Annotated in this window: 20 protein-coding genes and 1 pseudogene; 7 read left to right on the forward strand and 14 right to left on the reverse strand. The window is 66.9% G+C overall.

All coding sequences use genetic code 11. The features are described from left to right. Positions 1 to 4: 4 nt before the first annotated feature. The 10 genes from mraY to A5788_RS02120 form a co-directional block, all read right to left on the reverse strand. Complete coding sequence (gene mraY / locus A5788_RS02080; protein ID WP_049698236.1) at positions 5 to 1,102, reverse strand: phospho-N-acetylmuramoyl-pentapeptide-transferase; 1,098 nt, start codon at positions 1,100 to 1,102, stop codon at positions 5 to 7. A gap of 82 nt (positions 1,103 to 1,184) precedes the next feature. Beyond that, positions 1,185 to 1,589 (reverse strand): UDP-N-acetylmuramoyl-tripeptide--D-alanyl-D-alanine ligase, encoded by a 405-nt coding sequence (locus A5788_RS02085; RefSeq protein ID WP_442902904.1) that lies wholly within the window; start codon positions 1,587 to 1,589, stop codon positions 1,185 to 1,187. A 38-nt stretch (positions 1,590 to 1,627) separates the two neighbouring features. After that, complete coding sequence (locus tag A5788_RS02090) at positions 1,628 to 3,241, reverse strand: UDP-N-acetylmuramoyl-L-alanyl-D-glutamate--2,6-diaminopimelate ligase (protein WP_064864565.1); 1,614 nt, start codon at positions 3,239 to 3,241, stop codon at positions 1,628 to 1,630. Positions 3,242 to 3,386: 145 nt separating this feature from the next. Further along, the gene (locus A5788_RS02095) at positions 3,387 to 5,147 is read right to left on the reverse strand and encodes a peptidoglycan D,D-transpeptidase FtsI family protein (protein ID WP_231894292.1); all 1,761 of its coding nucleotides are present in this window, start codon (positions 5,145 to 5,147) and stop codon (positions 3,387 to 3,389) included. A gap of 5 nt (positions 5,148 to 5,152) precedes the next feature. Then, a complete protein-coding gene (locus tag A5788_RS24195; protein ID WP_231894291.1) occupies positions 5,153 to 5,293 on the reverse strand; it encodes a hypothetical protein in 141 nt (46 codons plus the stop codon). 49 nt (positions 5,294 to 5,342) lie between these two features. After that, positions 5,343 to 6,260: a hypothetical protein gene (locus A5788_RS02100; protein ID WP_064864532.1), complete on the reverse strand. Its 918-nt coding sequence runs from the start codon at positions 6,258 to 6,260 to the stop codon at positions 5,343 to 5,345. Beyond that, positions 6,257 to 7,267 (reverse strand): 16S rRNA (cytosine(1402)-N(4))-methyltransferase RsmH, encoded by a 1,011-nt coding sequence (rsmH, locus tag A5788_RS02105; RefSeq protein WP_064864530.1) that lies wholly within the window; start codon positions 7,265 to 7,267, stop codon positions 6,257 to 6,259. The genes A5788_RS02100 and rsmH overlap by 4 nt, the downstream gene beginning before the upstream one ends. Before the next feature lie 224 nt (positions 7,268 to 7,491). Further along, positions 7,492 to 7,935 carry a division/cell wall cluster transcriptional repressor MraZ gene (mraZ, locus tag A5788_RS02110; RefSeq protein WP_005176306.1) on the reverse strand — a complete coding sequence of 148 codons (444 nt, stop codon included), beginning with the start codon at positions 7,933 to 7,935 and terminating at the stop codon, positions 7,492 to 7,494. A gap of 656 nt (positions 7,936 to 8,591) precedes the next feature. Then, on the reverse strand, positions 8,592 to 8,981 hold the full coding sequence (locus A5788_RS02115) for a DUF3040 domain-containing protein (protein ID WP_049698241.1): 390 nt from the start codon (positions 8,979 to 8,981) through the stop codon (positions 8,592 to 8,594). A gap of 272 nt (positions 8,982 to 9,253) precedes the next feature. Beyond that, entirely contained in the window at positions 9,254 to 9,772 is a 519-nt protein-coding gene (locus tag A5788_RS02120) for an SAV_6107 family HEPN domain-containing protein (protein WP_049698242.1), read from the reverse strand. Between the two features lie 358 nt (positions 9,773 to 10,130). Between A5788_RS02120 and A5788_RS02125 the strand changes: the two genes are divergently transcribed. The 3 genes and pseudogenes from A5788_RS02125 (at position 10,131) to A5788_RS02135 (ending at position 13,536) form a co-directional block, all read left to right on the forward strand. After that, positions 10,131 to 10,808 carry a GNAT family N-acetyltransferase gene (locus tag A5788_RS02125; RefSeq protein ID WP_049698243.1) on the forward strand — a complete coding sequence of 226 codons (678 nt, stop codon included), beginning with the start codon at positions 10,131 to 10,133 and terminating at the stop codon, positions 10,806 to 10,808. Continuing rightward, a pseudogene (locus tag A5788_RS02130) lies at positions 10,805 to 12,432 on the forward strand (phytoene desaturase family protein). The gene A5788_RS02125 and the pseudogene A5788_RS02130 overlap by 4 nt, the downstream one beginning before the upstream one ends. Positions 12,433 to 12,540: 108 nt before the next feature. Beyond that, positions 12,541 to 13,536, forward strand: coding sequence for an LppM family (lipo)protein (locus A5788_RS02135; protein WP_442902836.1), 996 nt, complete (start codon positions 12,541 to 12,543; stop codon positions 13,534 to 13,536). 36 nt (positions 13,537 to 13,572) lie between these two features. On the opposite strand, the gene A5788_RS02140 is transcribed toward A5788_RS02135, so the two are convergent. Then, positions 13,573 to 14,559 (reverse strand): methylenetetrahydrofolate reductase, encoded by a 987-nt coding sequence (locus A5788_RS02140; protein WP_064864528.1) that lies wholly within the window; start codon positions 14,557 to 14,559, stop codon positions 13,573 to 13,575. On the opposite strand from A5788_RS02140, the gene A5788_RS02145 reads away from it, so the two are divergent. Both A5788_RS02145 and A5788_RS02150 read left to right on the forward strand, forming a co-directional pair. Further along, positions 14,560 to 15,711 carry a polyprenyl synthetase family protein gene (locus A5788_RS02145; protein ID WP_064864526.1) on the forward strand — a complete coding sequence of 384 codons (1,152 nt, stop codon included), beginning with the start codon at positions 14,560 to 14,562 and terminating at the stop codon, positions 15,709 to 15,711. It begins immediately after the preceding gene. 20 nt (positions 15,712 to 15,731) lie between these two features. Next, on the forward strand, positions 15,732 to 17,249 hold the full coding sequence (locus tag A5788_RS02150) for an alpha-(1->6)-mannopyranosyltransferase A (protein ID WP_064864562.1): 1,518 nt from the start codon (positions 15,732 to 15,734) through the stop codon (positions 17,247 to 17,249). On the opposite strand, the gene A5788_RS02155 is transcribed toward A5788_RS02150, so the two are convergent. Beyond that, positions 17,218 to 17,583 (reverse strand): Rv2175c family DNA-binding protein, encoded by a 366-nt coding sequence (locus A5788_RS02155; protein WP_064864524.1) that lies wholly within the window; start codon positions 17,581 to 17,583, stop codon positions 17,218 to 17,220. The two genes, A5788_RS02150 and A5788_RS02155, sit on opposite strands and share 32 nt — an antisense overlap. A gap of 132 nt (positions 17,584 to 17,715) precedes the next feature. On the opposite strand from A5788_RS02155, the gene A5788_RS02160 reads away from it, so the two are divergent. Further along, on the forward strand, positions 17,716 to 18,921 hold the full coding sequence (locus A5788_RS02160) for a protein kinase domain-containing protein (RefSeq protein ID WP_064864560.1): 1,206 nt from the start codon (positions 17,716 to 17,718) through the stop codon (positions 18,919 to 18,921). A gap of 21 nt (positions 18,922 to 18,942) precedes the next feature. Here A5788_RS02160 and A5788_RS02165 read toward each other — a convergent pair whose 3' ends face one another. Both A5788_RS02165 and A5788_RS02170 read right to left on the reverse strand, forming a co-directional pair. Continuing rightward, positions 18,943 to 20,361 carry a class II 3-deoxy-7-phosphoheptulonate synthase gene (locus tag A5788_RS02165; RefSeq protein WP_064861952.1) on the reverse strand — a complete coding sequence of 473 codons (1,419 nt, stop codon included), beginning with the start codon at positions 20,359 to 20,361 and terminating at the stop codon, positions 18,943 to 18,945. Between the two features lie 61 nt (positions 20,362 to 20,422). Next, positions 20,423 to 20,914 carry a polyadenylate-specific 3'-exoribonuclease AS gene (locus A5788_RS02170; RefSeq protein ID WP_064861964.1) on the reverse strand — a complete coding sequence of 164 codons (492 nt, stop codon included), beginning with the start codon at positions 20,912 to 20,914 and terminating at the stop codon, positions 20,423 to 20,425. An 86-nt stretch (positions 20,915 to 21,000) separates the two neighbouring features. Here A5788_RS02170 and A5788_RS02175 point away from each other — a divergent pair, with 86 nt between their 5' ends. Further along, on the forward strand, positions 21,001 to 22,338 hold the full coding sequence (locus A5788_RS02175) for a glycosyltransferase 87 family protein (protein WP_064864519.1): 1,338 nt from the start codon (positions 21,001 to 21,003) through the stop codon (positions 22,336 to 22,338). The last annotated feature ends 18 nt before the right edge of the window (positions 22,339 to 22,356 follow it).

Below are 22,356 nucleotides of genomic sequence, written 5' to 3' on the forward strand. Positions count from 1 at the left end.
ACGCTCAGCCGTTGACCGTGAGGAACTCGCCGTAGAACAGCGAGAGTCCCAGCGCACACGCGATGGCTGTGAGCAGCCAGAACCTGATGATCACCGTGGTCTCCGCCCAGCCACCGAGTTCGAAGTGGTGGTGGAAGGGAGCCATGCGGAACACACGACGACCCGTCGTACGGAAGAACGCGATCTGGATGACGACCGACATGATCTCCGCGACGAACAGCGCGCCGATGACCACCGCGAGCAGTTCGGTGCGGGTCGTGATCGACAGTCCCGCGAGCAGACCGCCGAGCGCCAACGAACCCGTGTCGCCCATGAAGATCTTCGCCGGTGCCGCGTTCCACCAGAGGAACCCGAGACATGCGCCGCCACCTGCGACCGCGATCAGCGCGAGGTCCAAGGGGTCGCGCACCTGGTAGCAGCCCCGAGGGATGTCGGCGGCAGGCTTGGCGCCTCCCGAGCAGGCGTTGACGAACTGGAAGAACGTCACCAACACGTAGGTTCCCAGCACCATGGCCATCGACCCGGCGGCGAGGCCGTCGAGACCGTCGGTGAAGTTGACGGCGTTCGACCACGCCGCGACGATCAGCCAGCAGAACACCACGAATGCGACCGAGACCATCGAGATCGCGTCGATGTCGCGGACATAGGACAGGTGCGGACTCGCCGGCGTGTAACCCGAGTCGTTGCGGAAGCCGAGGACGAGCACGCCGAACAGAATTGCCGCGAGGAACTGCCCGATCGACTTGGCGGTCTTGTTGAGCCCCAGATTCCGGTGCTTGCGGATCTTGATGAAGTCGTCGAGGAATCCGACGCCGCCGAGTGCGGTCGCGAGACCCAGAACGAGCAGCCCGGACGCTGTCGGCCCGTTGCCGTCGTGGGTGAACACTCCGACGATGTGCGCTCCGAAGTAGCCCGCCCACAACGCGATCAGGATGGCCACTCCACCCATCGACGGGGTGCCGCGCTTGGTCTGGTGACTCTGCGGCCCCTCGACGCGAATCTCCTGTCCGAATCCCTGGCGGGAGAACACACGGATGAGCACCGGAGTGAGCAGGATCGATACCGCAACGGCGATCGCACCCGCAATGAGGATCTGGGTCACCGCAGCAGTCCTCCCTCAGTTTGCCCGACGGTCACTCGTCGCTCTCCTTGTTCCTGTCTCGTCATCTCCCCAGTCCCGCAGCTCATGTACCCGAACCCGCCCGATCGGCCAACGCCGGATCGGTGCCCGCGACGAGCACCATGTCGTCGGGCGCAGGGCGCCAGTCGTCGGTGTCGAGCGTTGCGGCCGCGTCGTCGACCGTCGCGACCAACCGCGCCTCGTCGCCCCAGGAACCCTCCATCACGGCTCCCTGATGCAGCGCGCGGACCGCACGTGACTCTCCGACGCACAGTGTCTTGTCGACGGCGAGCCGAACGGCGAGTCGCCCCACCCTGTCATGCTCGACGACGCGCTCGTTCTCGGTCAGACCGTCGCGTGTACCCATGTCGCCGATGATCGCCCAGGTGCGCACACGTTCAGGTGAATCCCGTGCGCGCGACACCAGGTCGCGAATCGCACGCGACACCGTCTCGACATCCGCAGGCACGATGACCACGTGTCGTTCCCCTTGGCCGCCATCGGGACTCACCGAGCTGCCCCAGACGTGTTCTCGACGACGCCAGCGAGGGCCTCGGCGACGACGTCCCTGTCGTCGAACGGATGCTTCACGCCGTCGATCTCCTGGCCTGCCTCGTGGCCCTTGCCGGCCACCAAGACGATGTCGCCGGGCCGCGCCCACGCGATAGCCGCCTCGATCGCGCCACGGCGGTCGCCGACCTCCCTGATCTCGACACCCGCTCGACGCTCCTCATCCGGCACGGCCTGTGCACCGGCGAGGACAGCCGCGCGGATCGCGGCCGGGTCCTCGGTCCGTGGGTTGTCGTCGGTGATGACGACGAGATCTGCGCGGCGCGCGGCCACCTCGCCCATCAACGGCCGCTTGGCCGTGTCTCTGTCGCCGCCCGCACCGATGACGACGGCGACACGTCCGCGCGCCTGGTCGTCGAGGGTTGTCAGCACGGCTTCGAGCGCTCCCGGCTTGTGCGCGTAGTCGACGATGGCAAGGAAGTCCTGCCCCCGATCGATGCGCTGCAGCCGTCCGGGAACCGACACGTCGGCGATTGCTGCGGTCGCCGTAGTGACGGGCACACCGGCCGCGACCACGACCGCGACCGCCAGTGTCGCGTTGGCGACGTTGTAGCGGCCGGGCAGCCTGAGCGTGAGATCGTGACCGATCCCGGCGGCGTCGGCGATCTCGACGCGCTGTGAACCGTCGGACTCGATCGTCGACGGTCCGGCATGCCACTCGGCCGGGACGTCGGTCGTCGAGACAGTGATCGGCGCGATGCCCTTACCGCGACGCGCGACGTCGAGCATGCGTCGACCCCATTCGTCGTCGACGCACACCACCGAACGCACCGCTCGGGTCGGTGATCCCGCCGCGAACAGGAGTGCCTTGGCCTCGAAGTAGTCGCGCATCGTCGGATGGAAGTCGAGGTGATCCTGCGACAGATTGGTGAACGCACCGATCGAGAAGTGGGCTCCGTCGACGCGGCCGAGAGCCAGTGCGTGACTCGACACCTCCATGACCACGACGTCGACGCCGCGTTCGAGCATCGCGGCGAGCAATGCCTGCAGGGTCGGAGCTTCGGGCGTCGTTAGTGAACTCGCCTGAGCGACACCGTCGACGCGGGTTTCCACCGTGCCGATCAATCCGACGGTGTGACCGGCAGCCATCAACGCGGCCTCGACCATGTATGCCGTTGTCGTCTTGCCCGACGTGCCGGTGATGCCGATCAGCTTGAGGCGCTGCGACGGGTTGCCGTAGATCCGTGAGCTCACGCCGCCGAGAATCGACCGCGGGTCGGCGTGCACGAGTACCGCGCACGCGGCGTCGGGCGGGAGCACCCGTCCGAGCTCTGCGCGGCCCGCCGCGTCGGTGAGGATCGCCGTCGCGCCACGCTCAACGGCCTCGGCCGCGAACCTGGCGCCGTGCGTGCGGCCACCCGGCAGCGCTGCGAACAGATCGCCCGCGACGATGTCCTGCGCACGCAACGACACCCCGGAGACGGCGGCATCGGCAGGCACCGTCCCGATCAAGTCGAGTCGTGCGCCGGTGGCGGTCGAGAGCACGGAGACGGCCGTGGGTTCGACGTGAGTTGGTCTGTTCAGTCCTGCGGACCGGCGATTCGACGCCATGATGCGATCGCCTCCCTCAGCAGTGGTATCGGTGTCGCGTGTTCGCGCCGGTGCGGCTCGAACCCGGGGATGTGCGGATGCGCGCTCTCCGGAACGCACTCACGATACCGTCAGGACAATTCGTGACGGCGCGCCCACCGGCAAATCAGCGCGCCTCGAGCTTGATCCACGGCGTAGGTGTGGGAGACAGCGGCACTTGCTGGCGCTGCAGAATCCACGAGGCGATCGTCCCGAACAGCGGCGCCGCCGACTGTCCGCCGCTGCCGTCGGAGCTTCGCTTGGGGTTGTCGAGCATGATGCCCACCACGAAGCGCGGGTTGTCGGCGGGAGCGATGCCTGCGAACGTGATGTTGTAGCTCGAGTTCGAGTAGCACCCGCACGCCGGGTCGACCTGCTGCGCTGTACCCGTCTTGCCCGACATCTGATAGCCCGAGACCGCACCCTTGTAGCCCGTTCCCGACTGCACGCCCATCGGGTCCTCCTGGAAGACCCCGCGGAACATGTCGCGAACCGTACGCGCGGTCTGCGGACTGACCACTCGGACACCAGCGGGCCGATCAGCATCCTCGACGTTGCCGCCGTCGCGCTGCTCTGACTCGAGGATGCGCGGTGGCACACGGAGACCGTCGTTGGCGATCGCCTGATACATCGCGGTCATCTGCAGGAGCGACATCGAGAGGCCCTGCCCGATGGGCAGATTGGCGAAGGAACCACCCGACCACTGACTCAGTGCGGGTACCGCTCCACCGCTCTCTGCCGGAAGGCCGACGCCGGTCCGCTGCCCGAGCCCGAAGCGCTTCACCATGTCGGCGAACCGTTGCTCACCGACACGCTTGGCCAGCATCAGCGTTCCGACGTTGGACGACTTACTGAAGATGCCCGCCGTCGTGTACGGCTCGACGCCGTGCGACCACGCATCATTGACGGTGACTCCGGCCATGTTGATACTGCCCGGCACCTGCAACACTTCGTCCGGCCTGGTCAGCCCGTATTCGACGGCGGCGGAGGCAGCGACGATCTTGTTCACCGACCCCGGCTCGAACGGCGAGGTGACCGCCGGGTTGCCCAGGTCGGATTTGGTCTGTTCCGACAGCGGCTTGGATGCGTTGAACGTTCCGTCGTTGGCCATCGCGAGCACTTCGCCGGTCTTCGCGTCGAGCACGACCGCCGACGCCGACTTCGCGCCGGACGCCTGCTTGGCCTTGTTGACCTCGCTCTGCACGAACCACTGGATGTCTGAGTCGAGCGTCAGTTTCACCGTGGCGCCATTGATGGCCGGGTGCACGTTGCGGGTGCTACCCGGGATCACCGCGCCGTCGGAGCCGCGGTCGTACGTCTTCGATCCGTCGGTCCCCGCGAGTACCGAATCCATCGATGCTTCGAGACCGATCAACCCGTTCCCGTCGTAGTTGACGTCGCCGACGACGTTGGCCGCCAGCGAGCCACCCGGATAGAGACGGATCGCCTGCGGGTCGGCGCCCACCTCGGGATAGTCGGCGACGATCCGTGCCGCGACCTCAGGACTCACCGACCGTGCGAGATAGACGAACCCGTCGTCGCTCGTCAGCTTCTTGTGCAGATCGTCGGAACTGATCGATCCGCCGAGCGCCGACGACACACCGTCGGCGATCTCCTTGAGCCTCTTGTCCACATCGGGGTACTCGGGGTTCTTCTTGTGCTCGGCCTCGATCGACTTGCGAACGGCCTTGGGCAAGAACGTGAGTGAGCGCGCTTCGTCGGTGTACGCGAGGGGGCGCCCGTTGCGGTCGAGGATCGCCCCGCGCTTGGCCGTCAGCACCTGGGTGTACTCCCGTTGCTGCGCCGCCTCTGCCGAGATCGACGACGCCTCGATGGTGTGCACGACGATCATCCGGATCGCCACCGCCAACACCACGAGGAGAATCACGACTCCTACAGCGCGACTGCGGAATTCAAAGGTGCGGGGACCTCGACCCCGCCCGCCTCCGCGGCCACCGGTACCCGACCCTCCGCCCGCAGATGCTGGGCGTCGCCCTGACCGGGGCTGCGCAGTGGGCGGGTCGAAACGCTCACCGATCCGCTGAAAACTGGCGCGTGTCATGGTTGTCAATTGTCCACTGCCCTAACGGGCTCCCGCCGAATTTGCGCTCGGCGGGTTGCCATTCGTCTGAGCCGAGGGTGCAACATTCGGATTGGGTGCGGCAGCGGCCCCCGGCGCCGGGGCATCAGCGCGCGCGGGAGCATCGGCGCGTGCCGGGGCGTCGCCACCCTGGTTCTGGGTCGGCGTGGTGTTGGTTCCGGGAGCCGTATTGTTGTTCGGCGCTGGCGAATTGGACGAGCCGGCGCCGGACGAGTTGCTATCGCCGGACCTGGTCGCATCACCGGACTGGGCGGCATTCGAGTCCGATGCGTCTGCACCCCCGAGGCCCATCGAATCACTGACCTTGCTCTTGTCGATCTTGCTGGTGGGATCGGGCTTGTCGTCGGGGTTGATCGTCCCCATCGGCTTGCCGGATGCGGGCTCGGGATCGCCGAGCACCTTGGGCTTGCCATTGGCGCCGACAACCATCCGGGCCGGATTCTGAACCGGGATCATCCCCAATTTCGCTGCCTTGTCGGACAATTCGGGCGCGGAGTCGCCCGACTCGTAGCTGCGCTTGAGACTGTCGCGGCGGTCGACGAGCGACTGGTTGACCTTGCGCTCGATTCCGAGTCGGTAGGAATCCTGCGCGGCCTTCGTCGACAGCCAGAGACTCAACCCGAGACCCACGACGAGCAGCGCGAGAACGGGCACCACGAACGGAACCGACCGCGCACGAGTGAACAGCGAGACACGTCGGACGGCCGAATCGCGGTCACCACGCGTCGACGTAGAGCCCTGCGCCACAACACGATTGCGACGGCGATCGAGCGCACGTTGGGCTGCTCGCGAGCGGTTGGCACGCTCGGATTCGAGATTCTCCCGACGCGGACGACGGGTTGGCGTTGTGGTGGCTGCACCTGCGCTGTCGGCGACGGTGCGGTCGTCGAGCACTGTCATGACCGATTCCTCTCGACACGTTCGATGGCGCGGACCCGTACCGGGGCAGACCGCGGATTCTCGGCGAGCTCGGCCTCGCCTGCCTGCTCGGCACCTCGGGTGACGAGTCTGAACTTGGGTGCGGTCCCCGGCAGTTCGACCGGAAGGCCGGGTGGCGACGTCGAGGTGGTACGAGATGCCAACTCACGCTTGACAATTCGGTCTTCGAGCGACTGATAACTCATCACCACCACGCGTCCACCTACCGCGAGCGCATCGAGCGCTGCGGGCAACGCGAGGCGTAGCGCGTCGAGCTCGTGATTGACCTCGATCCGCAGCGCCTGGAACGTGCGCTTCGCGGGGTGCCCACCGGTCCGACGTGTGGCCGCAGGAATTGCGGCATAAAGCAATTCGACGAGCCGCCCACTTGTTGTGAAGGGTTCGGTCTCACGGGCCCGGAGAACGGCTGACGCGATCTTGCCTGCGAAGCGTTCTTCTCCGTATTCCGACAGCACCCGTGCGAGGTCGCCGTGCGAGTACGTGTTGAGCACGTCTGCCGCGGTCAGGTCGTCGTCCGGATTCATCCGCATGTCCAGAGGGGCGTCGACGGCGTAGGCGAATCCACGATCGGCGCGGTCGAGTTGCATCGACGACACACCGAGATCGAAGAGCACGCCGTCGATGTGGTCGACGCCTGCCGCGGCGAGGACGTCGTCGATGCCGTCGAATCGAGACTGGTGAAACGAGATCCGGTCGCCGAAGCGGGCGAGGCGATCACGTGCGATGTTCAACGCCGACTCGTCACGGTCGATGCCGATCACACGCGCGTCGGGAAATTCGGTGAGTATGAGTTCGCTGTGGCCGCCGGCGCCCAACGTCGCGTCGACGAACACCGGACGGTCGGTCTCCGAGGGGTCGGCACCAGAGTGGGTCAAGGCCGGTGCGAGAAGTTCGGTGATCCGCCGTGCCATGACGGGCACGTGGCCGAATTCTCCGGAACGACGTTCGTCGTCGTGTGGCGCGTTCACCGAATCACCTCCCGACGCGTGCTGTCTGCACGCCCCGACCCGTTGCGGCCACGCACACTCATCTTGAATCCCTGGCACCGACACTGGTCGGCACGAAGAGTCTCGCCGGGTGAAGCGGGGTCCCGGTCCGGTCGCGAACCTGGCGTTGGGGAAGTACGCCAGGGTCGTTCCGGACCGGGGCCTCGATCCACCCGAAGCCCTGTCCATCGTGTGCCATTCCTCGGCTACAAGACCGCGTTCAGTGCGGCCGAGTTGGCTGCCGAGAAGTTCTCCTCGTGCTCGTTCTGGTACTCGCGCCACTTCTGCGCGTCCCAGATCTCGAGGTGATCGAAACTGCCGAACACCACGCACTCCTTGGTCAGCTCCGCGTACTCCCGATGGTCGGGAGACAAGCTGATCCGACCCTGCCCGTCCGGGCGCTGCTCCTCGGTGCTGGCGAAGAAGTAGCGCTGAAAGGCTCGTGCCTGCGGATCGTTACGGGATGCCTCCACAATTCGGGCGGCGATCTCGTCGAACTCCTCGGCTCGAAACACCGACAGGCTGTGGTCTTGGCCTTTTGTGACCATCACGCCTCCTGCCAGTGCGTCGCGGAACTTGGCGGGCAATGTCAGTCGCCCTTTGTCGTCCAACTTGGGTGTGTAGGTGCCGACAAATCGAACGGACGACATGTCGACACCTCCTGCCCCCTGAGCGATCCGTTCCGGTCCGTCTCACCCAGTGCTGCCACAGTACCCCACTTTCCACCACTTTCCACCCCTTCCACCCCCTGAAGTCGCCATCCAAAACTATTGCTGCAGGTCAACACAGATAAACACGGTGGTGGATGACACCACGCGCCGCGTGTCCCAGCCCGCCATTCGTGTGTCCAGAAGGACGAAACAGCATCAAAGTGACTGATGGGAGCCAGTTTTGTGCCCGGGTGGGGAGATGTGGGGAACCCGGTGGGGCGCTGTGGGGACCGCGGTGGGGCGGCGTGGGGAATCAGGGGCCGCACAGCTGGCGGCGGCGTCGCGGGAGCTCCGGAGTGGGAGGTCCGATCAGGCAGACCAGAGCGATGGGTGCATGGCCCCACCAGAAGGCAGGGTTAGAGGTGAGGTGGCCGGCCGGGCCGGTGCGGACACGGCGTGCTCACCCGCATACGACAACAGGGCAACACATTGGTGCGATGTGTTGCCCTGCTGTTTGTGAGATCTGACTATCTCAAGGAGTGGTGGAGGCGTAAATGTGTGTCCTATCGAAGGCCGTGGGTGCTGCAGCACACACATCCTTCGATACGACACACAATGTGGCCGAAGGGAGACGCCTGATCAATCAGGCGCCTGGGTCACTCCTGGTCGAAGCGGCGGTTGAACCGTTCTTCCATGCGCTCGGTGAACTTGCGCTTGCCTGCCGGCCGCGCGGGGGCCTCGGCGGGTGCCGAATTCTCGGGACCCGAGCGGCCACCGCCCCACAGAGCGAGGAGGCCCGCGCCGAACATCACGAGAAATCCGATGAGGCTGACGACGGGAAGCCCGGCCACGCTGAGGCCCACCAGTGGGCCGACGACGAGCAGCACAAGACCCACGACGAAGACCGCCGCCGCCTGAAGACGACGACGACCCGACGACCGGCCAAGCCGCCGACGCTTCACGCTGGACGCGAACTTCGGGTCCTCGGCGTAAAGAGCACTTTCGATCTGTTCGAGCATGCGCTGCTCGTGCTCCGAGAGTGGCACCGACCCTCCTTACTACGTTGCCGATTCACACATCAACGAGATTGTGGCGACCGCGGACGCCAGTCTCGTGACATGTGTTCGCGGCTTACTGCTTCCATGATACGAGGTGATTGCAAGCGCGACCACCATAACCACCCGACCGTCGCATCGAAGCCGCCAATAGCGACAATTCGGGACCTGTGATCACGTCGGGTGAAATGACCGCCATCCGAACCGCCGTACGGCGCCGTCGGCCGCGAAGCGCGAACCGCAGGCGCGGACGAGCCGATGAATCAGGCGATGTGGTCGTAGCCGTAGTCGGACCGGTCGACCGCTTGGTGCGCAAGCTTTCCCTGTTCGTAGGCGACGATGATGTCTTCGACGGCGTCGAGAAACGACAACACGCGGGAGCGGAGCGCCACGACCGTCGCACCCTCGACGGAGCGACGCAGGCCTGACTCGATCTCCATGCGCACAGACGACATCCGGGCAAACGCCTCGGCGAACTCGGCCAGATCAGGAACAGCCGACGAGATCCGCGACCACGCATTGGGGGACACGCGTCGAGATGCTCGCTTCGCGGGTGGTTCGTAGACCGCGAGTGCCGCTCCTGCCGCCCGCAGCGCCGCCAAGTAGTACTGGCGGAACCGTTCGGCGTCGTCTGGCACGCCGTCGGCATTCTCGACCAGGATCTCTGCGCGATCGAGGAGGTCGCGAGCACGCACGACGACCATCGGGTCGATCTCCGGACGCACCACTGCACCTCGCCGTGCGTGACGCACTGTGCCGCGCGTCGGCCTATGGACTGCCATCTCGCGCTCCCTTCGGTGTTGCGTCCGCTCGACACCCGAGCGGCTTCCACGTTCCTGTGTGACCAAGTCGTTCGTGTGTGACCAAGTCCCGGTACGGTCCGGCGATGCACGCTTCCCTCGTCCGTCGCCGGACCGCCCAGACTGTCGTGGGTGACGCAGAACGGCTTGCGGAGGCACGTTCATCGAACACCCGTTCGACATATTCAATATAGCTAGAACGGCGACACTCTTCAAGAGGAGATGTGGCCCCATTCCCGACAGCAGAAGCGTAGAACTCGGTACCGACATTCCCGATCGGCTGCGGCCTGCCAGGAACGCGACGCGCGCGGCGGACTGCGGGAGGAAGGACAACGAGCAGTTGGCGACCCGACTCGTTCGGTTGACCGGCCAGGACTCCCCGGCCTGGCTCGACGCTGCCCTGAATGTCTACGTGACCGCGATGGACTACCCGCGTGGCACCGAGCACCACCGGGTTCCGCTCTGGCGCGAACACATCGCCCGACGCGGGTGGACCGCATACGCGGCGCTGACGGCCGTCTCCCCCGACATCCGGCTCGACCCCGACGCGGAGCGTCGACGTATCGGCCCTCCGGTGTCGCCGTCGGGGCACGAGATCATGGTCGGCATCGCCTACGGCTATCGCGGCGCCGACGACCAGTGGTGGAATCACCAACTCAGGACCGGACTCCGACTGTCCGGCTGCGACCGCGACACCATCGAACGCATCGCAACCAACTACTTCGAACTCACCGAACTCCACGTCCACCCGACCGCTCAGGGCCACGGCATCGGCGAATGGTTGCTGACCGCGCTGCTGAGCGACCGCCAAGAAGACCACGTCCTGCTGTCCACCCCGGAGATTCCCGCCGAACGAAATCGCGCGTGGTCCCTCTACCGCAGGATGGGCTTCGACGATGTGCTGCGCCACTTCACCTTCACCGGCGACCCACGACCCTTCGCTTTCCTCGGTCGACGACTCCCGCTCGACGCTGCTACCGAACCTCTCACAGGCACGCCACCAGCGGCGGCGCGGTGAGCCGCCGAGGCGACTCAGGCCACAAGCCCCGGCACGACGCCGTTGTCGTGGGTGCAGGTCACAACGGCCTCATCGCGGCCGCCTACCTCGCCCGCGCGGGACGTTCGGTCCTCGTCGTGGAACGCGACGACATCCCGGGCGGCGCTGTTTCGACCGTCGAACGCTTTCCGGGCTATCGAGTCGATCGCGGATCGTCGGCACATCTGATGATCCGACACCCCCGATCATCGACGAGCTCGACCTCTCCGCGCACGGTCTGCGCTATATCGACTGCGACCCTTGGGGTTTCGCACCCGCTACGCAGGACGGACCACCGTTGGTGTTCCGCACCGACCTCGACGCGACCTGCGCGTCGATCGCCGCCGCGTGCTCAGACGCCGACGCGGACGCCTACCGACGATTCGTCGACGTGTGGGGTCCGCGGTCGCGAGCTGTGCTCGACGCGTTCAACTCGCCGGCAACGCTCCCCCGGTTCGGACGGGCTTTCACCGGTATCGGCAACACCGCCCACACCGCGCGTACCGGGTTCATCGGTAGGCGTGCGGGGTCTCTGATGTCGGCGACCCAGGAACTGATGATGTCCGGCGACGCCCTCCTCGATCGCTGGTTCACCTCCGAACGACTCAAAGCGGCTCTCGCCTGGTTCGGCGCGCAATCGGGTCCGCCGATGAACGCGCCGGGTACCGCACCCATGGTCGGGTTCGCCGCGCTCATGCATCGGATTCCCCCTGGCAGGGCGGTCGGCGGCAGCGGCGCGCTCACCGAATCCCTCCTGCATCGCCTCGACGCCGACGGCGCGCAGGTACTCACCGGGTCGCCCGCGACGTCGATCAGTCGGTGTGGCGATCATTGGCGCGTGCAGACCGGCGAGGACAGCCACTGCACCGACCAGGTGATCGCCGCCTGCCACATCTTCGCAACGCTCGACATGCTCGACGCCGGGCGAGCTGCTCCACCAGCGGAGATCGATCGGTGGCGGCGCGAGATCGACATCGGTTCCGGCATCGGGATGGCAGTCCGGCTCGTCACACGCGCACTCCCCGCCTACCGCGACCTGCCGTCGGACCTTCCACCGCACGGCGTGCATTCGGCGCTGGGACTCCTCGTCGCCGATCGCGCACAGCTTCGTCGCGCGTACACCGCGGCCTCGGTCGGCGAGTTACCACCGCGCCCACCGTGCGTCGTGATGAGTTACTCGGCGATCGACCCGACACTTGCTCCCGCACAACGACATTCGATCACCGTATGGTCGCAGTGGCATCCCCGACAGTTGCGCGAAGGACAGTGGTCGACGGCCGGCTCGGTCGCCGCGGACGAGATCCTCGCCGAAGTCGATCGCCACGCACCGGGGTTCAGTGCGTCGGTCGACCATCGTTATGTACAGACGCCGGCCGATCTGGAATCCGAACTCGGGCTGGTCGGCGGCAACATCATGCACGTCGAGATGACGATCGACCAGATGTTCGTCTATCGGCCGCACCCCGACCTGGCCGGGCACCGTGTACCCGGCGCGGCAGGACTGTTCCTCGCCGGGGCGTCGACGCATCCCGGCGGTGGGGTGACCGGTGCCAGCGGGCGTATCGCAGGGCAACTCGCGATCGCGGCGAGCCGATGGCGTCGCTGACGCTCCTCATCCGGCACTCCGCATCCGACACTCCCCATCCGACACTCCCCGCCTGACACACGCCGCAGGGTGTGCGAGGCGACGGTGCCCTTCTGGCACGATGAGCACGTGCAACCGGCTACCACGCGACGCCCGACCGATCCGACGCGCAGACGTTCCGCGCGAACCGCGGTCGCGTCGGTGTTGATCCTGCTCACGGCCATTCCTCTGCTGTCGGGGTGTCTGACCCGCTCGACCACCGTCGGCGACCGGTATGCCGGCACGGTCATCGTCGCCACCTCGCCGGACAATCCCAGCGGCGCGCCACGACTCGACATTCCCGAATCGATGCGCAACAACGTGTCGACCTCCGACTACCGCGAAGGCCCCAACACGGGTGGGGGCGACTCGGCGAACCCGTCGGCTTCACCGTCTCCGGGCGCCCCGTCCGCAAGCGCCCCATCCGCAGGCGCACCGTCGACCGGGACACAGCCGGGGACCACAGGGCAGGGCGCGAGCCGGGTCGGTACCAGGGCGACGTTCTCCGATCTGACCGCCGGTCAGCTCAGTCAGCTCGGCGACATCGTCGCCAACGCGTTCGGCGACACGTCGATGACGATGGAGCTGAACGCCAAGCGCAGCGGCGACGTCGTGCGCTTCCGCGGCAGTGCAGATCTCAACGGACTCGAGGAACGCGATTACCTCAAGTTCACCCTGGCGTTCGCTGGTCCGATCACCGCGAGCAACGTCGCGAAGCAGGATTCGGAGACCTCGGTCACGTGGACACCCGAACCGGGCAAGGTCACCGAGTTCATCGCCGATGCGACATACCCCGACCCCGCGACCGCGGCGTTCACCGGATGGACGTGGCTCCTCGTGATCGTGTGCCTGCTCGTCGTCGCGCTCGTCATCTGGTTGGCGTACTCGCACCGCGACACGAGCCCTCGCCCCGGGCGGCCGCGGCCGGTGCGTCGAAGCGCACCCGTCCAAAAGGCAACGGCACCGAAGGCAGCAACACCGAAGGCAGGCGCCCAGCCTTCGACGGCCGCACCCGCCGCGCACGCAGAATCCGCGACGACGCCGTCGGGTGGCGACAAGCCGAAGAGCACAGGCTCCGCTGGCTAGGCCTCCCAGCGGGGCAGTTGCGCCGGCTGGCGCCGGTTAGTTCGACGAGACGAGCGGCAGGGCGTCGGAGGTGTCGACGCCAAGCCGGTCGAGTACCTCGCAGGTGGCCTTGGCAAAGTTGAGGCTGATGAAGTGCAGCCCGGGGACGCCCTCAGCGATGAGACGTTGCGACATCTCGGTGGCGATGTCGATTCCGACCGCGCGCACCGCTGCCCTGTCTTCCTGTTCACCGGAACCCGCGGCGGCGATCAACCGTCGCTCGACGCTCTCGGGCAGGACCGAGCCTGACAGCTCGACCATCCGTCGGACCGAGGCAAGCGACGTGATCGGCATGATCTCGGGGATGATCGGCTTGGCACCCTGCTCGGCGTCGGCAGCAGCGACGCGGTCGCGCAGGCGGAGGTAGAAGTCGACGTCGAAGAACAGTTGGGTGACCGAGTACTCGGCGCCCGCGCGGAGCTTGCTCACCAGTACGCGGGTGTCGTGGTCGAGATCGGGAGCGCGGTGGTGGCCCTCGGGGAAGGAGGCCACACCGACGTGGAACTGGCCGAGTCCGCCGATCAGGTCGACGAGTTCTTCGGCGTACGAGACGCCCTCGGGATGCTTGACCCACTCACCGAGCGGATCTCCGGGCGGATCACCGCGCAGCGCAAGGATATTGGTGATGCCCTTATCCGCGTACGCGCCGACCAGCGAGCGCAGTTCGGCGATCGAGTGGTTCACCGCGGTGAGATGGGCGACCGGCACCAGCGTCGTCTCGGTCGCGAGTTGCCCCGCGATGCGCACGGTGCGATCGCGGGTGCTGCCACCCGCGCCGTACGTCAGTGACACGAACGCGGGATTGAGCCGCTCGAAGACACGCACCGCACGCCACAGGCGTGCTTCACCCTCGGCATCTTTCGGTGGAAGGAACTCGACGGAGAAGGGCACCTGTCCCGGATGCGGCGCAGACAGACGTTCGACGACGGACGGCACCGGGGCGGATGAATTCACCGGACCAGTGTACGGGCTAGCCTGTGACACGTGACCTCGACCGCTCCCGTCCCCACGCGCCTCGCCGAGGTTCCCGGCGCAGTCGAATCCGTGCTGCGCGACTTCCTCGGTACCGCTGTGTCAACAGCCGCGGCCATTTCGCCGGTCGTCGGGTCGTCGGCGCAGGTCGTCGCCGATTTCGTGCTGTCGGGCGGCAAGCGCATCCGGCCCGTCTTCGCGTACGCGGGGTGGCAAGCGGGCCGCAGCGACGCCAACGGTGTCCCGACCGGCCTCACCGACGCCGACGCACTGCGGATCAGTGCCGCCCTCGAACTTGTGCAGGGGTGCGCGCTCATTCACGACGACATCATCGACGCCTCCGACACGCGGCGCGGCAGACCAACGGTGCACCGGGTCTTCGAGCGCGGCCATCGCGACGCCGGATGGCGCGGCGACGCGGCCGAACACGGCGTCGCGTCGGCTGTTCTTGCAGGCGATTTCGCGCTCGCATGGGCCGACGACCTTGTCCACGGGTACGTCCCGGCGACCGTGTCGCCCGCGGGAAGGCCTCTGACGGGCCCGCAGGTCGCGCCCCTGCCACCGGGAGTGATCGCAACATGGGCGGCCATGCGTACCGAGGTCCTCGGCGGTCAGGTCCTCGACATCGTCAACGAGGTCAGTGGCGAGGAATCGACGGAGGCCGCCTATCGGGTGATGGAGTTCAAGACGGCGGCGTACACGGTCGCGCGTCCACTCGAGCTCGGTGCCCGCGCCGCGGGTGCCTCCGAGGAACTCGTCGACCAACTACGTTCGGTCGGCCACGATCTCGGCATCGCGTTCCAGTTGCAGGACGACCTTCTCGGTGTGTTCGGTGATCCGGTCCGAACCGGCAAGCCTTCGGGCGATGACCTCGTCGCAGGTAAGCGGACAGCGCTTCTCGCGCTCGGACTGTCCCGCGCCGACGCGGACGATCCCGCACTCGGCGACACGTTGCGGTCGGTCATAGGCACCGAACTGTCAGCAGACGAATTGGCCACTGCGCGCGGCATTCTGACCGATGTGGGCGCCGTCGCCGACGTCGAGCGAACGATCGACACGCTGCTCGACTCCGCCGTCACCACCCTCGAGAGCACCGACATCGACGATGCCGTGTACACCGACCTCGTTGCCGTCGCGCGTCGTATGGCGCATCGCGACGCCTGAGCGTGGGCACCGACGTGACGGTGGCCGCAGAAGCGCGTGTGGACCGCGGATCGTCGACGACGCGGCGCACTCTCATCGCCGGTCTGATCGGCTCGATCATGGTGTCGCTCGGCGGTTTCGGCATCGCAGACATCCCCCGCAACCACCCGATACTGACCGACACCGGACTGAGCTGGCTCACCTACGGACACGGTAAATCGCTGTGCGGCATCACATTCTGGGTCGGCGTGACGCTCATGGTGATCGCATGGATACGCCTTGGGCGCATCCTGTGCGACCGCACGCGTGATCACAGCGGGCTCCACCTGGGCAGGTGGGTGCTGGCGTGGGCCGCACCGTTGATGGTGACCGTGCCGCTCTACAGTCGCGACGTCTACGCCTACCTCGGCCAGGGCGCCCTGTTCGGGGCGGGCTTCTCCCCATATGCCGACGGCCCGGCTCACAATCCGGGACCACTCGTCGACAGCATGGCGCAGGTCTGGGCGTCGACCACTGCGCCCTACGGTCCGCTCTTCGTGTGGGTGACACACCTTGTCGTCGCCGTGACCGGTGATCACGTCATCCTGGGTGTGCTCGCCATGCGACTGGCCCTGCTGCCGGGACTCCTGTTGTCGCTCTGGGCAATTCCGCGACTCGCCCGCCACTTCGGGGCGTCGGCCGCCGCCGGGCTGTGGCTCGTGCTGTTCAACCCACTCGTCCTGATCCACCTGGTGGGCGGACCGCACGTCGAACTACTCATGATGGGTGTGTTGTCCGCGGGGATGGCGTTGGTCGTCACCGGGCGACACGTCGGCGGGCTCGTGCTGCTCGGCTGTGCGGTCTCGATCAAGATCACCGCCGGGATCGCGGTCCCCTTCGTGCTGTGGATCTGGTTGGCGCACATTCGACAACGGCGCCAGGTGGGCGCGCGCGACGTGGCTCTCGTGCTCGCCGCGATCGTGGGCATCACCGTTGCGGTGTTCGCGGCGTGGACCGCGCTCGTCGGGCTCGGCCTGGGTTGGCTCACTGGTTTGGGCTGGGCGGATCGGATCGTGAACTGGTTCACGCTGCCGACGGTTGTCGCCCACCTCGTGACGCTCGTCGCCGCGCCGTTCACTCCGCTCAACCTGCAGACCGTTCTGCCGATCACCCGGCTCATCGGCGAAGCGCTTCTCGCGGTCATCCTCGTCGTGTTGTGGTGGCGGCAGCGGCATTCCGAGCGAGACGCGATGGCGGGCATCGTGCTCGCCATGCTGGCCGTCGTGATCCTCGAACCGTCGACGCTCCCCTGGTACTACACGTGGGTGCTGTGTCTGGCCGTCGCGTTCACACTGCCGACGTGGGTGCGCGCACTCGTCGTCGGCATCTCGACGTTCATGCTGATCGTCTTCCAGCCCGACGACTCGATCTTGTTCTACAAACTGCCCGAGACACTGTTGGCGCTGGCGCTCGGTGGCCTCGCGGCCGCGTCGGTGATGCGACCAGATCCGCTGCGGATCGGCGCTCTCGGACGTCGGATGTGGGGTGTCAGAACGCCTGTGCCTGCGCGCGACGGATGACTTCGCGGGCCGAGTGGGTGTGCAGCGCGTCTGCGGGTGTCAGGCCGAGGTCGTCCTGTTCGGTGAACAGCCACGCCATGATCTCGTCGCGTGTGTAGCCGCCGTCGAACAATACGTCGACGAGTCCGGTGAAGTGTTTCGCGATGCCTTCGTCGTCGAAGAACACGCGCGGCACCGCGGGCTGACCGTCACGCGAGATCGCCAGCAGGTGATGATCCCGGATGAGGTTGCGCACCTTGTTCGTCGAGACATGCAGGCGTGCAGCGACGTCGTCGAGTGAATAGGTGGCGGTGTCGGCGGGGAGGGTGTCGGTCGAGAGGGGCAGAGAACTCACCCGCCTGAGATTACCGTTTCGCCGCGCATGCCGACAGGCGGTTGTCACGCTGTGCACAACTCGTCATTCGGGTACACGCCACGGCGTCCGGGTATGGGCCCGCGGTCGGTGGTGCCGGGTAGATTCGACGTCGTGAACAGCCCGGCCGACACCCTGCTCGGTGCGGTCCTCGAGGACCGCTATCGTCTCGACGCGCCCATCGCGCGCGGCGGGATGTCGGCGGTCTATCTCGGCGCCGATCTGCGGTTGGGTCGCGACGTCGCGGTCAAGGTGATGGATCGACGCTACTCGGGCGACCCACAATTCGTGCGGCGCTTCGAGTTCGAGGCGCGGGCGGTCGCAGGCCTCAAACATCCGGGCCTGGTCGCGGTCTACGACCAAGGCATCGACGACGGCACCGCGTTTCTCGTGATGGAACTCGTCGAGGGTGGGAGCCTGCGCGAGTTGCTGCGCGAGCGGGGACCCATGCCGCCGCACGCCGTCGTCGCGGTCGCCGATCCCGTCCTCGGCGGTCTCGGCACCGCGCACCGAGCAGGACTCGTCCATCGCGACATCAAGCCCGAGAACGTCCTGATCTCCGATGCGGGCGAGGTCAAGGTCGCCGACTTCGGCCTGGTACGCGCGGTCGCGGACGCGGGTGTCACCTCGGCGAGCGTCATCCTGGGCACCGCGGCGTACCTGTCGCCCGAGCAGGTCGAGTCCGCCGACGCCGACGCCAGGAGCGACGTCTACTCCATGGGCGTCATGATGTTCGAATTACTCACCGGCAGAACACCTTTCCACGGCGACTCACCACTGGCACTCGCCTACCAACGACTCTCCTACGACGTCCCGGCCCCCGGCGACGTCATCGACGGCGTGCCCGAGGAGATCGACGAGGTGATCCTGCGCGCCACCGAACGTCGGCCGCGCGACCGCTACGTCGACGCCTTCGAGATGCGCGACGCGCTGCTCGCCGCCGCCGACGATCTCGACCTGCCGCCTTTCACCGTTCCCGCACCGCGCCGCTCGGCCGAGCGGGAGACGATGGTCCGGATACGCGCCGCACAGGCCGCCGCGGCGCGCCCACAGCCGCGCCCGGTGGCGCCGCGCGCTGTCCCCGCAACGGCACAGCAACCGGTCGCGGCGTCGCTCGTCGCGCCTCCGCAGCCGACGACAGCACCACCCGCGACGACCAAGCGTCCCACGGTGATTCCCGATCGACCGGCCGATGACACCCCCACCCACGACCCGGGGCGCGGAAGGTTGCAGGCGCTGATCTGGCTGACCGTCGTCCTGCTGGTGGCCGCAGGCGTCGGCTCGGCCGGCTGGTGGGTCGGCGCGCTGATCGTGGGCTGACCGCTCAGGACGTCGAGATGCTCAGCCGCGCAACATCTCCGCGACGAGGAATGCCAGTTCCAGCGACTGCTGGGTGTTGAGCCGCGGATCGCACGCGGTCTCGTATCGGCCCGCCAGGTCGACGTCGGAGATGTCCTGTGCGCCACCGAGACACTCGGTCACGTTCTCTCCGGTGAGCTCGATGTGGATACCACCCGGGTGTGTACCGAGCGCGTGATGGACCTCGAAGAAGCCCTGCACCTCGTCGACGACGCGGTCGAAGTGCCTGGTCTTGTACCCGGTCGGCGAGGTGTGGGTGTTCCCGTGCATCGGATCGGACTGCCAGATCACCTTGTGGCCGGTCGCCTCCACCGCGCTCACGATCGGCGGCAGCACCTCGCGCACCTTCGAGTTGCCCATGCGGGCAACGAAGGTCAGCCGTCCGGGACGGTTGTGCGGGTCGAGCCGTTCGACGTATTCGACGGCCTGCTCCGGCGTCGTCGTCGGTCCGACCTTGACCCCGATGGGGTTACGGATCAGCTCGGCGAACGCGATGTGCGCACCGTCGAGTTGGCGGGTGCGCTCGCCGATCCAGAGGAAGTGCGCCGAAAGGTCGTAGAGCACCTTCTCGTCGAGTTCGGACGCATTGCCGGAACCGTCGAGGTCGGGATTGTCGGCCAGGCGCAGCATCGCGCGCTCGTAGTCGAGCACGAGCGCTTCGTGTGAGGCGAAGATCGCGGCGGACTTCAGGCTCGAATCGGTGACGCCGCAGGCGTCCATGAACTTCAGGCCGCGGTCGATCTCGCCTGCGAGGGCCTCATACCGCGCGCCGGCGGGTGACGTCCGGACGAACTCGCGATTCCAATCGTGGACACGACGCAGGTCGGCTTCGGCACCGGTCAGTGCGCGCACCAGGTTCATCGCTGCCGACGCGTTGGCGTACGCGCGGACCAGGCGGGACGGATCGTGCACTCGTGCCGCCTCGACGGGCGGGAATCCGTTGACCATGTCGCCGCGGTACGACGTCAGGCCGAGCGCGTCGACGTCGGCCGAGCGTGGCTTGGCGTACTGCCCGGCGATGCGGGCCACCTTCACGACCGGCAGGCTCGCGCCGTAGGTCAGTACAACGGCCATCTGCAGCAACGTGCGGATGTTGCCCTTGATGTGCGGTTCGGTGTTGTCGGCGAACGTCTCCGCGCAGTCGCCGCCCTGCAGCAGAAAGGCGCGGCCCTCAGCGACATCGGCGAGCTGCGACGACAGCGCCTCGACCTCTGCCGGCATGCAGATCGGCGGCACACTCTCGAGCACCGTACGCATCCGGTGGGCGTCCTCGGGATCCCAGCTCGGCTGCTGGAGTGCCGGCCTGCTCATGGCGTCGGCAAAGCGCGCCTGCAGGTCGCCGGGAAGCGGGGGCAGTTCGGGAAGTTCGTCGATCGGAACGTCTACGGTCCAGTTCACCACCCCTCCAGCGTAATAGGCGCCGACGACGCCCCCGCAGGTCGGCCCCGTCGGCTAGCCGGGCTCACGCACGCACACCGCCGGCACGCTCGATGGCCTCCCACTTGCGCAGGTTGTGTCGAGCATCACTGAGGGCGTCGTGAGCGTCGTCGGGCGCGGACGGCAGAGGCGGCCGACCGGCAGCCTCCCAGTGCTGTTTGAGCTCACGCGTGAAACGCGGAACAGCGCGGGGCAGCTCGGTCATCGGCCCCCACAACTGACACAGAACGACGTGGTCATAGGCACCCACCCACGCCCACAACTCGATGTCGTTGCCTTTTTCCGTCAGGAACTCCAGCAGGCCTTCGCGGATCTGCGCCCGCGACCGCCACAGCGGCGAGGAGGGGGACGGAAGCTTGGGCAGGACGTTGGCGCGCACCCAACTACCGGCGCGCCCGGGATCGAATTCGGTCGACACCGCATAATATTCACGACCGTCCTCTGCGACGACACCGATCGATACGAGATCGATCGTGCGGCCGTCCTCGATAAACTCCGAGTCGTAGAAGAAACGCATACCGCCAAGTATTCGCCACCGAACGCGCACACCGACACCCGACCGACCCACATGCCCCCGACGCGGGGCCTACACAAAGGCCATCGATGCCCACATTCTGCAGCGCCGCGGACGCCCGGCTCCGTCGGTGGGTTCCGACGCGGTGGGCGCGCGCGCTCATCGTCGTCGCATTCGCGGCGTCGTCGCTACTCCAGATGATCGGTGTGCCTTTCACCAGCAGTTTCGGTACCAGAACGCGTATCGATCTCGACGTCTACCGGCTCGGGGCACAGATCTGGCAGCAGGGCCAGAGTCTCTACGCCGACGGCTCGATGCCGTTCACCAGCGACGGCATCTGGCTGCCGTTCACCTACCCGCCGTTCGCCGCGATGGCCTTCGTACCGCTGGGCGCAATGACGCTCACCATCGCGGGTGTCGTGATGTCACTGATCACGATCGGACTCCTCGTCGTCGTCGTGCACATCGTGCTGACGGTGCTCTCCGTCGGGCGCATCGGCAACCGGTGGTGGCTCGCTCTTCTGGTCTCCACTGCCGCGCTGTGGCTCAATCCGATGTGGATGACGCTCGGCTTCGGTCAGATCAACGTGATCCTCATGGCGATGATCGTCGTCGACGTCTTCCTCGTCGGACGGGGGCGTCGCCGCGCGCTCGGGCCTCTGCAGGGTGTTCTGGTGGGACTCGCGGCGGCGATCAAGCTGACCCCGCTCGTCTTCATCGTGCTGTTCGCATCGGCTCGACGCTGGCGGGCGGTCGTCACGGCCGCCGCGACGTTCGTCGCCGCAGCCGCCCTGGCATGGATCTGGATGCCGTCGGATTCGTGGGGGTACTGGACACACACCTTGTTCCACACCACGCGCATCGGTGATCCATCGGGCCGGATCAACCAGAACCTCAACGCGATGTGGATTCGGCTCCTCCCCGAGGCGAGCGCCGCACAGCTCGCGTGGGTGCTCAGTTCACTCGTCGCAACGGCACTGGCGGGCGCCGCGTTGTTCGCATGCAAGCCCGTCGCGGCTTTCGGCCGGGGCGCGGGTCGGACCGGACGCGTCAACGCCCTCCTGGCGACCTGCGTCGTCGCGGTCTGGGGACTTCTCGTCTCACCGACATCGTGGGCACACCACTGGGTGTGGTCGATTCCGCTGATCCTGACGAGCCTTGTGGTGGCCGCGCGCACCGACTCGCGGCGCGCGTACGTGGCCTACAACGCGATCGCCGTCAGCGGCATCCTGATCTTCGCCGTCGGCCCGTACCAGTTCCTGCCGATGGTTGCCCGACACTGGACCGTATTCGACCACATCGTCGGAAACGCGTTCTCGCTGTGGGGAATCGCCGCTTTGGTCGTGATCTGGCTGCTTCCGTTCTCCCCCGCGCCGGCCGCCACACGAGCAGCCGATCAGCCGCTCGCCGAGATCCGATCTGCCTGAGCGGTGATTCCCGCGCGG

The sequence above is a fragment of the Gordonia sp. 852002-50816_SCH5313054-c genome (genome assembly GCF_001665925.1).
Classification (GTDB): domain Bacteria; phylum Actinomycetota; class Actinomycetes; order Mycobacteriales; family Mycobacteriaceae; genus Gordonia; species Gordonia jacobaea.

What these genes read in the sequence shown, in the direction of transcription:
- A5788_RS02090 (WP_064864565.1), bottom strand. Translation starts at nt 3,241, where the DNA reads ATGGCGTCGAATCGCCGGTCCGCAGGACTGAACAGACCAACTCACGTC.
- A5788_RS02100 (WP_064864532.1), bottom strand. Translation starts at nt 6,260, where the DNA reads ATGACAGTGCTCGACGACCGCACCGTCGCCGACAGCGCAGGTGCAGCC.
- mraZ (WP_005176306.1), bottom strand. Translation starts at nt 7,935, where the DNA reads ATGTCGTCCGTTCGATTTGTCGGCACCTACACACCCAAGTTGGACGAC.
- A5788_RS02120 (WP_049698242.1), bottom strand. Translation starts at nt 9,772, where the DNA reads ATGGCAGTCCATAGGCCGACGCGCGGCACAGTGCGTCACGCACGGCGA.
- A5788_RS02170 (WP_064861964.1), bottom strand. Translation starts at nt 20,914, where the DNA reads ATGCGTTTCTTCTACGACTCGGAGTTTATCGAGGACGGCCGCACGATC.
- A5788_RS02175 (WP_064864519.1), top strand. Translation starts at nt 21,001, where the DNA reads ATGCCCACATTCTGCAGCGCCGCGGACGCCCGGCTCCGTCGGTGGGTT.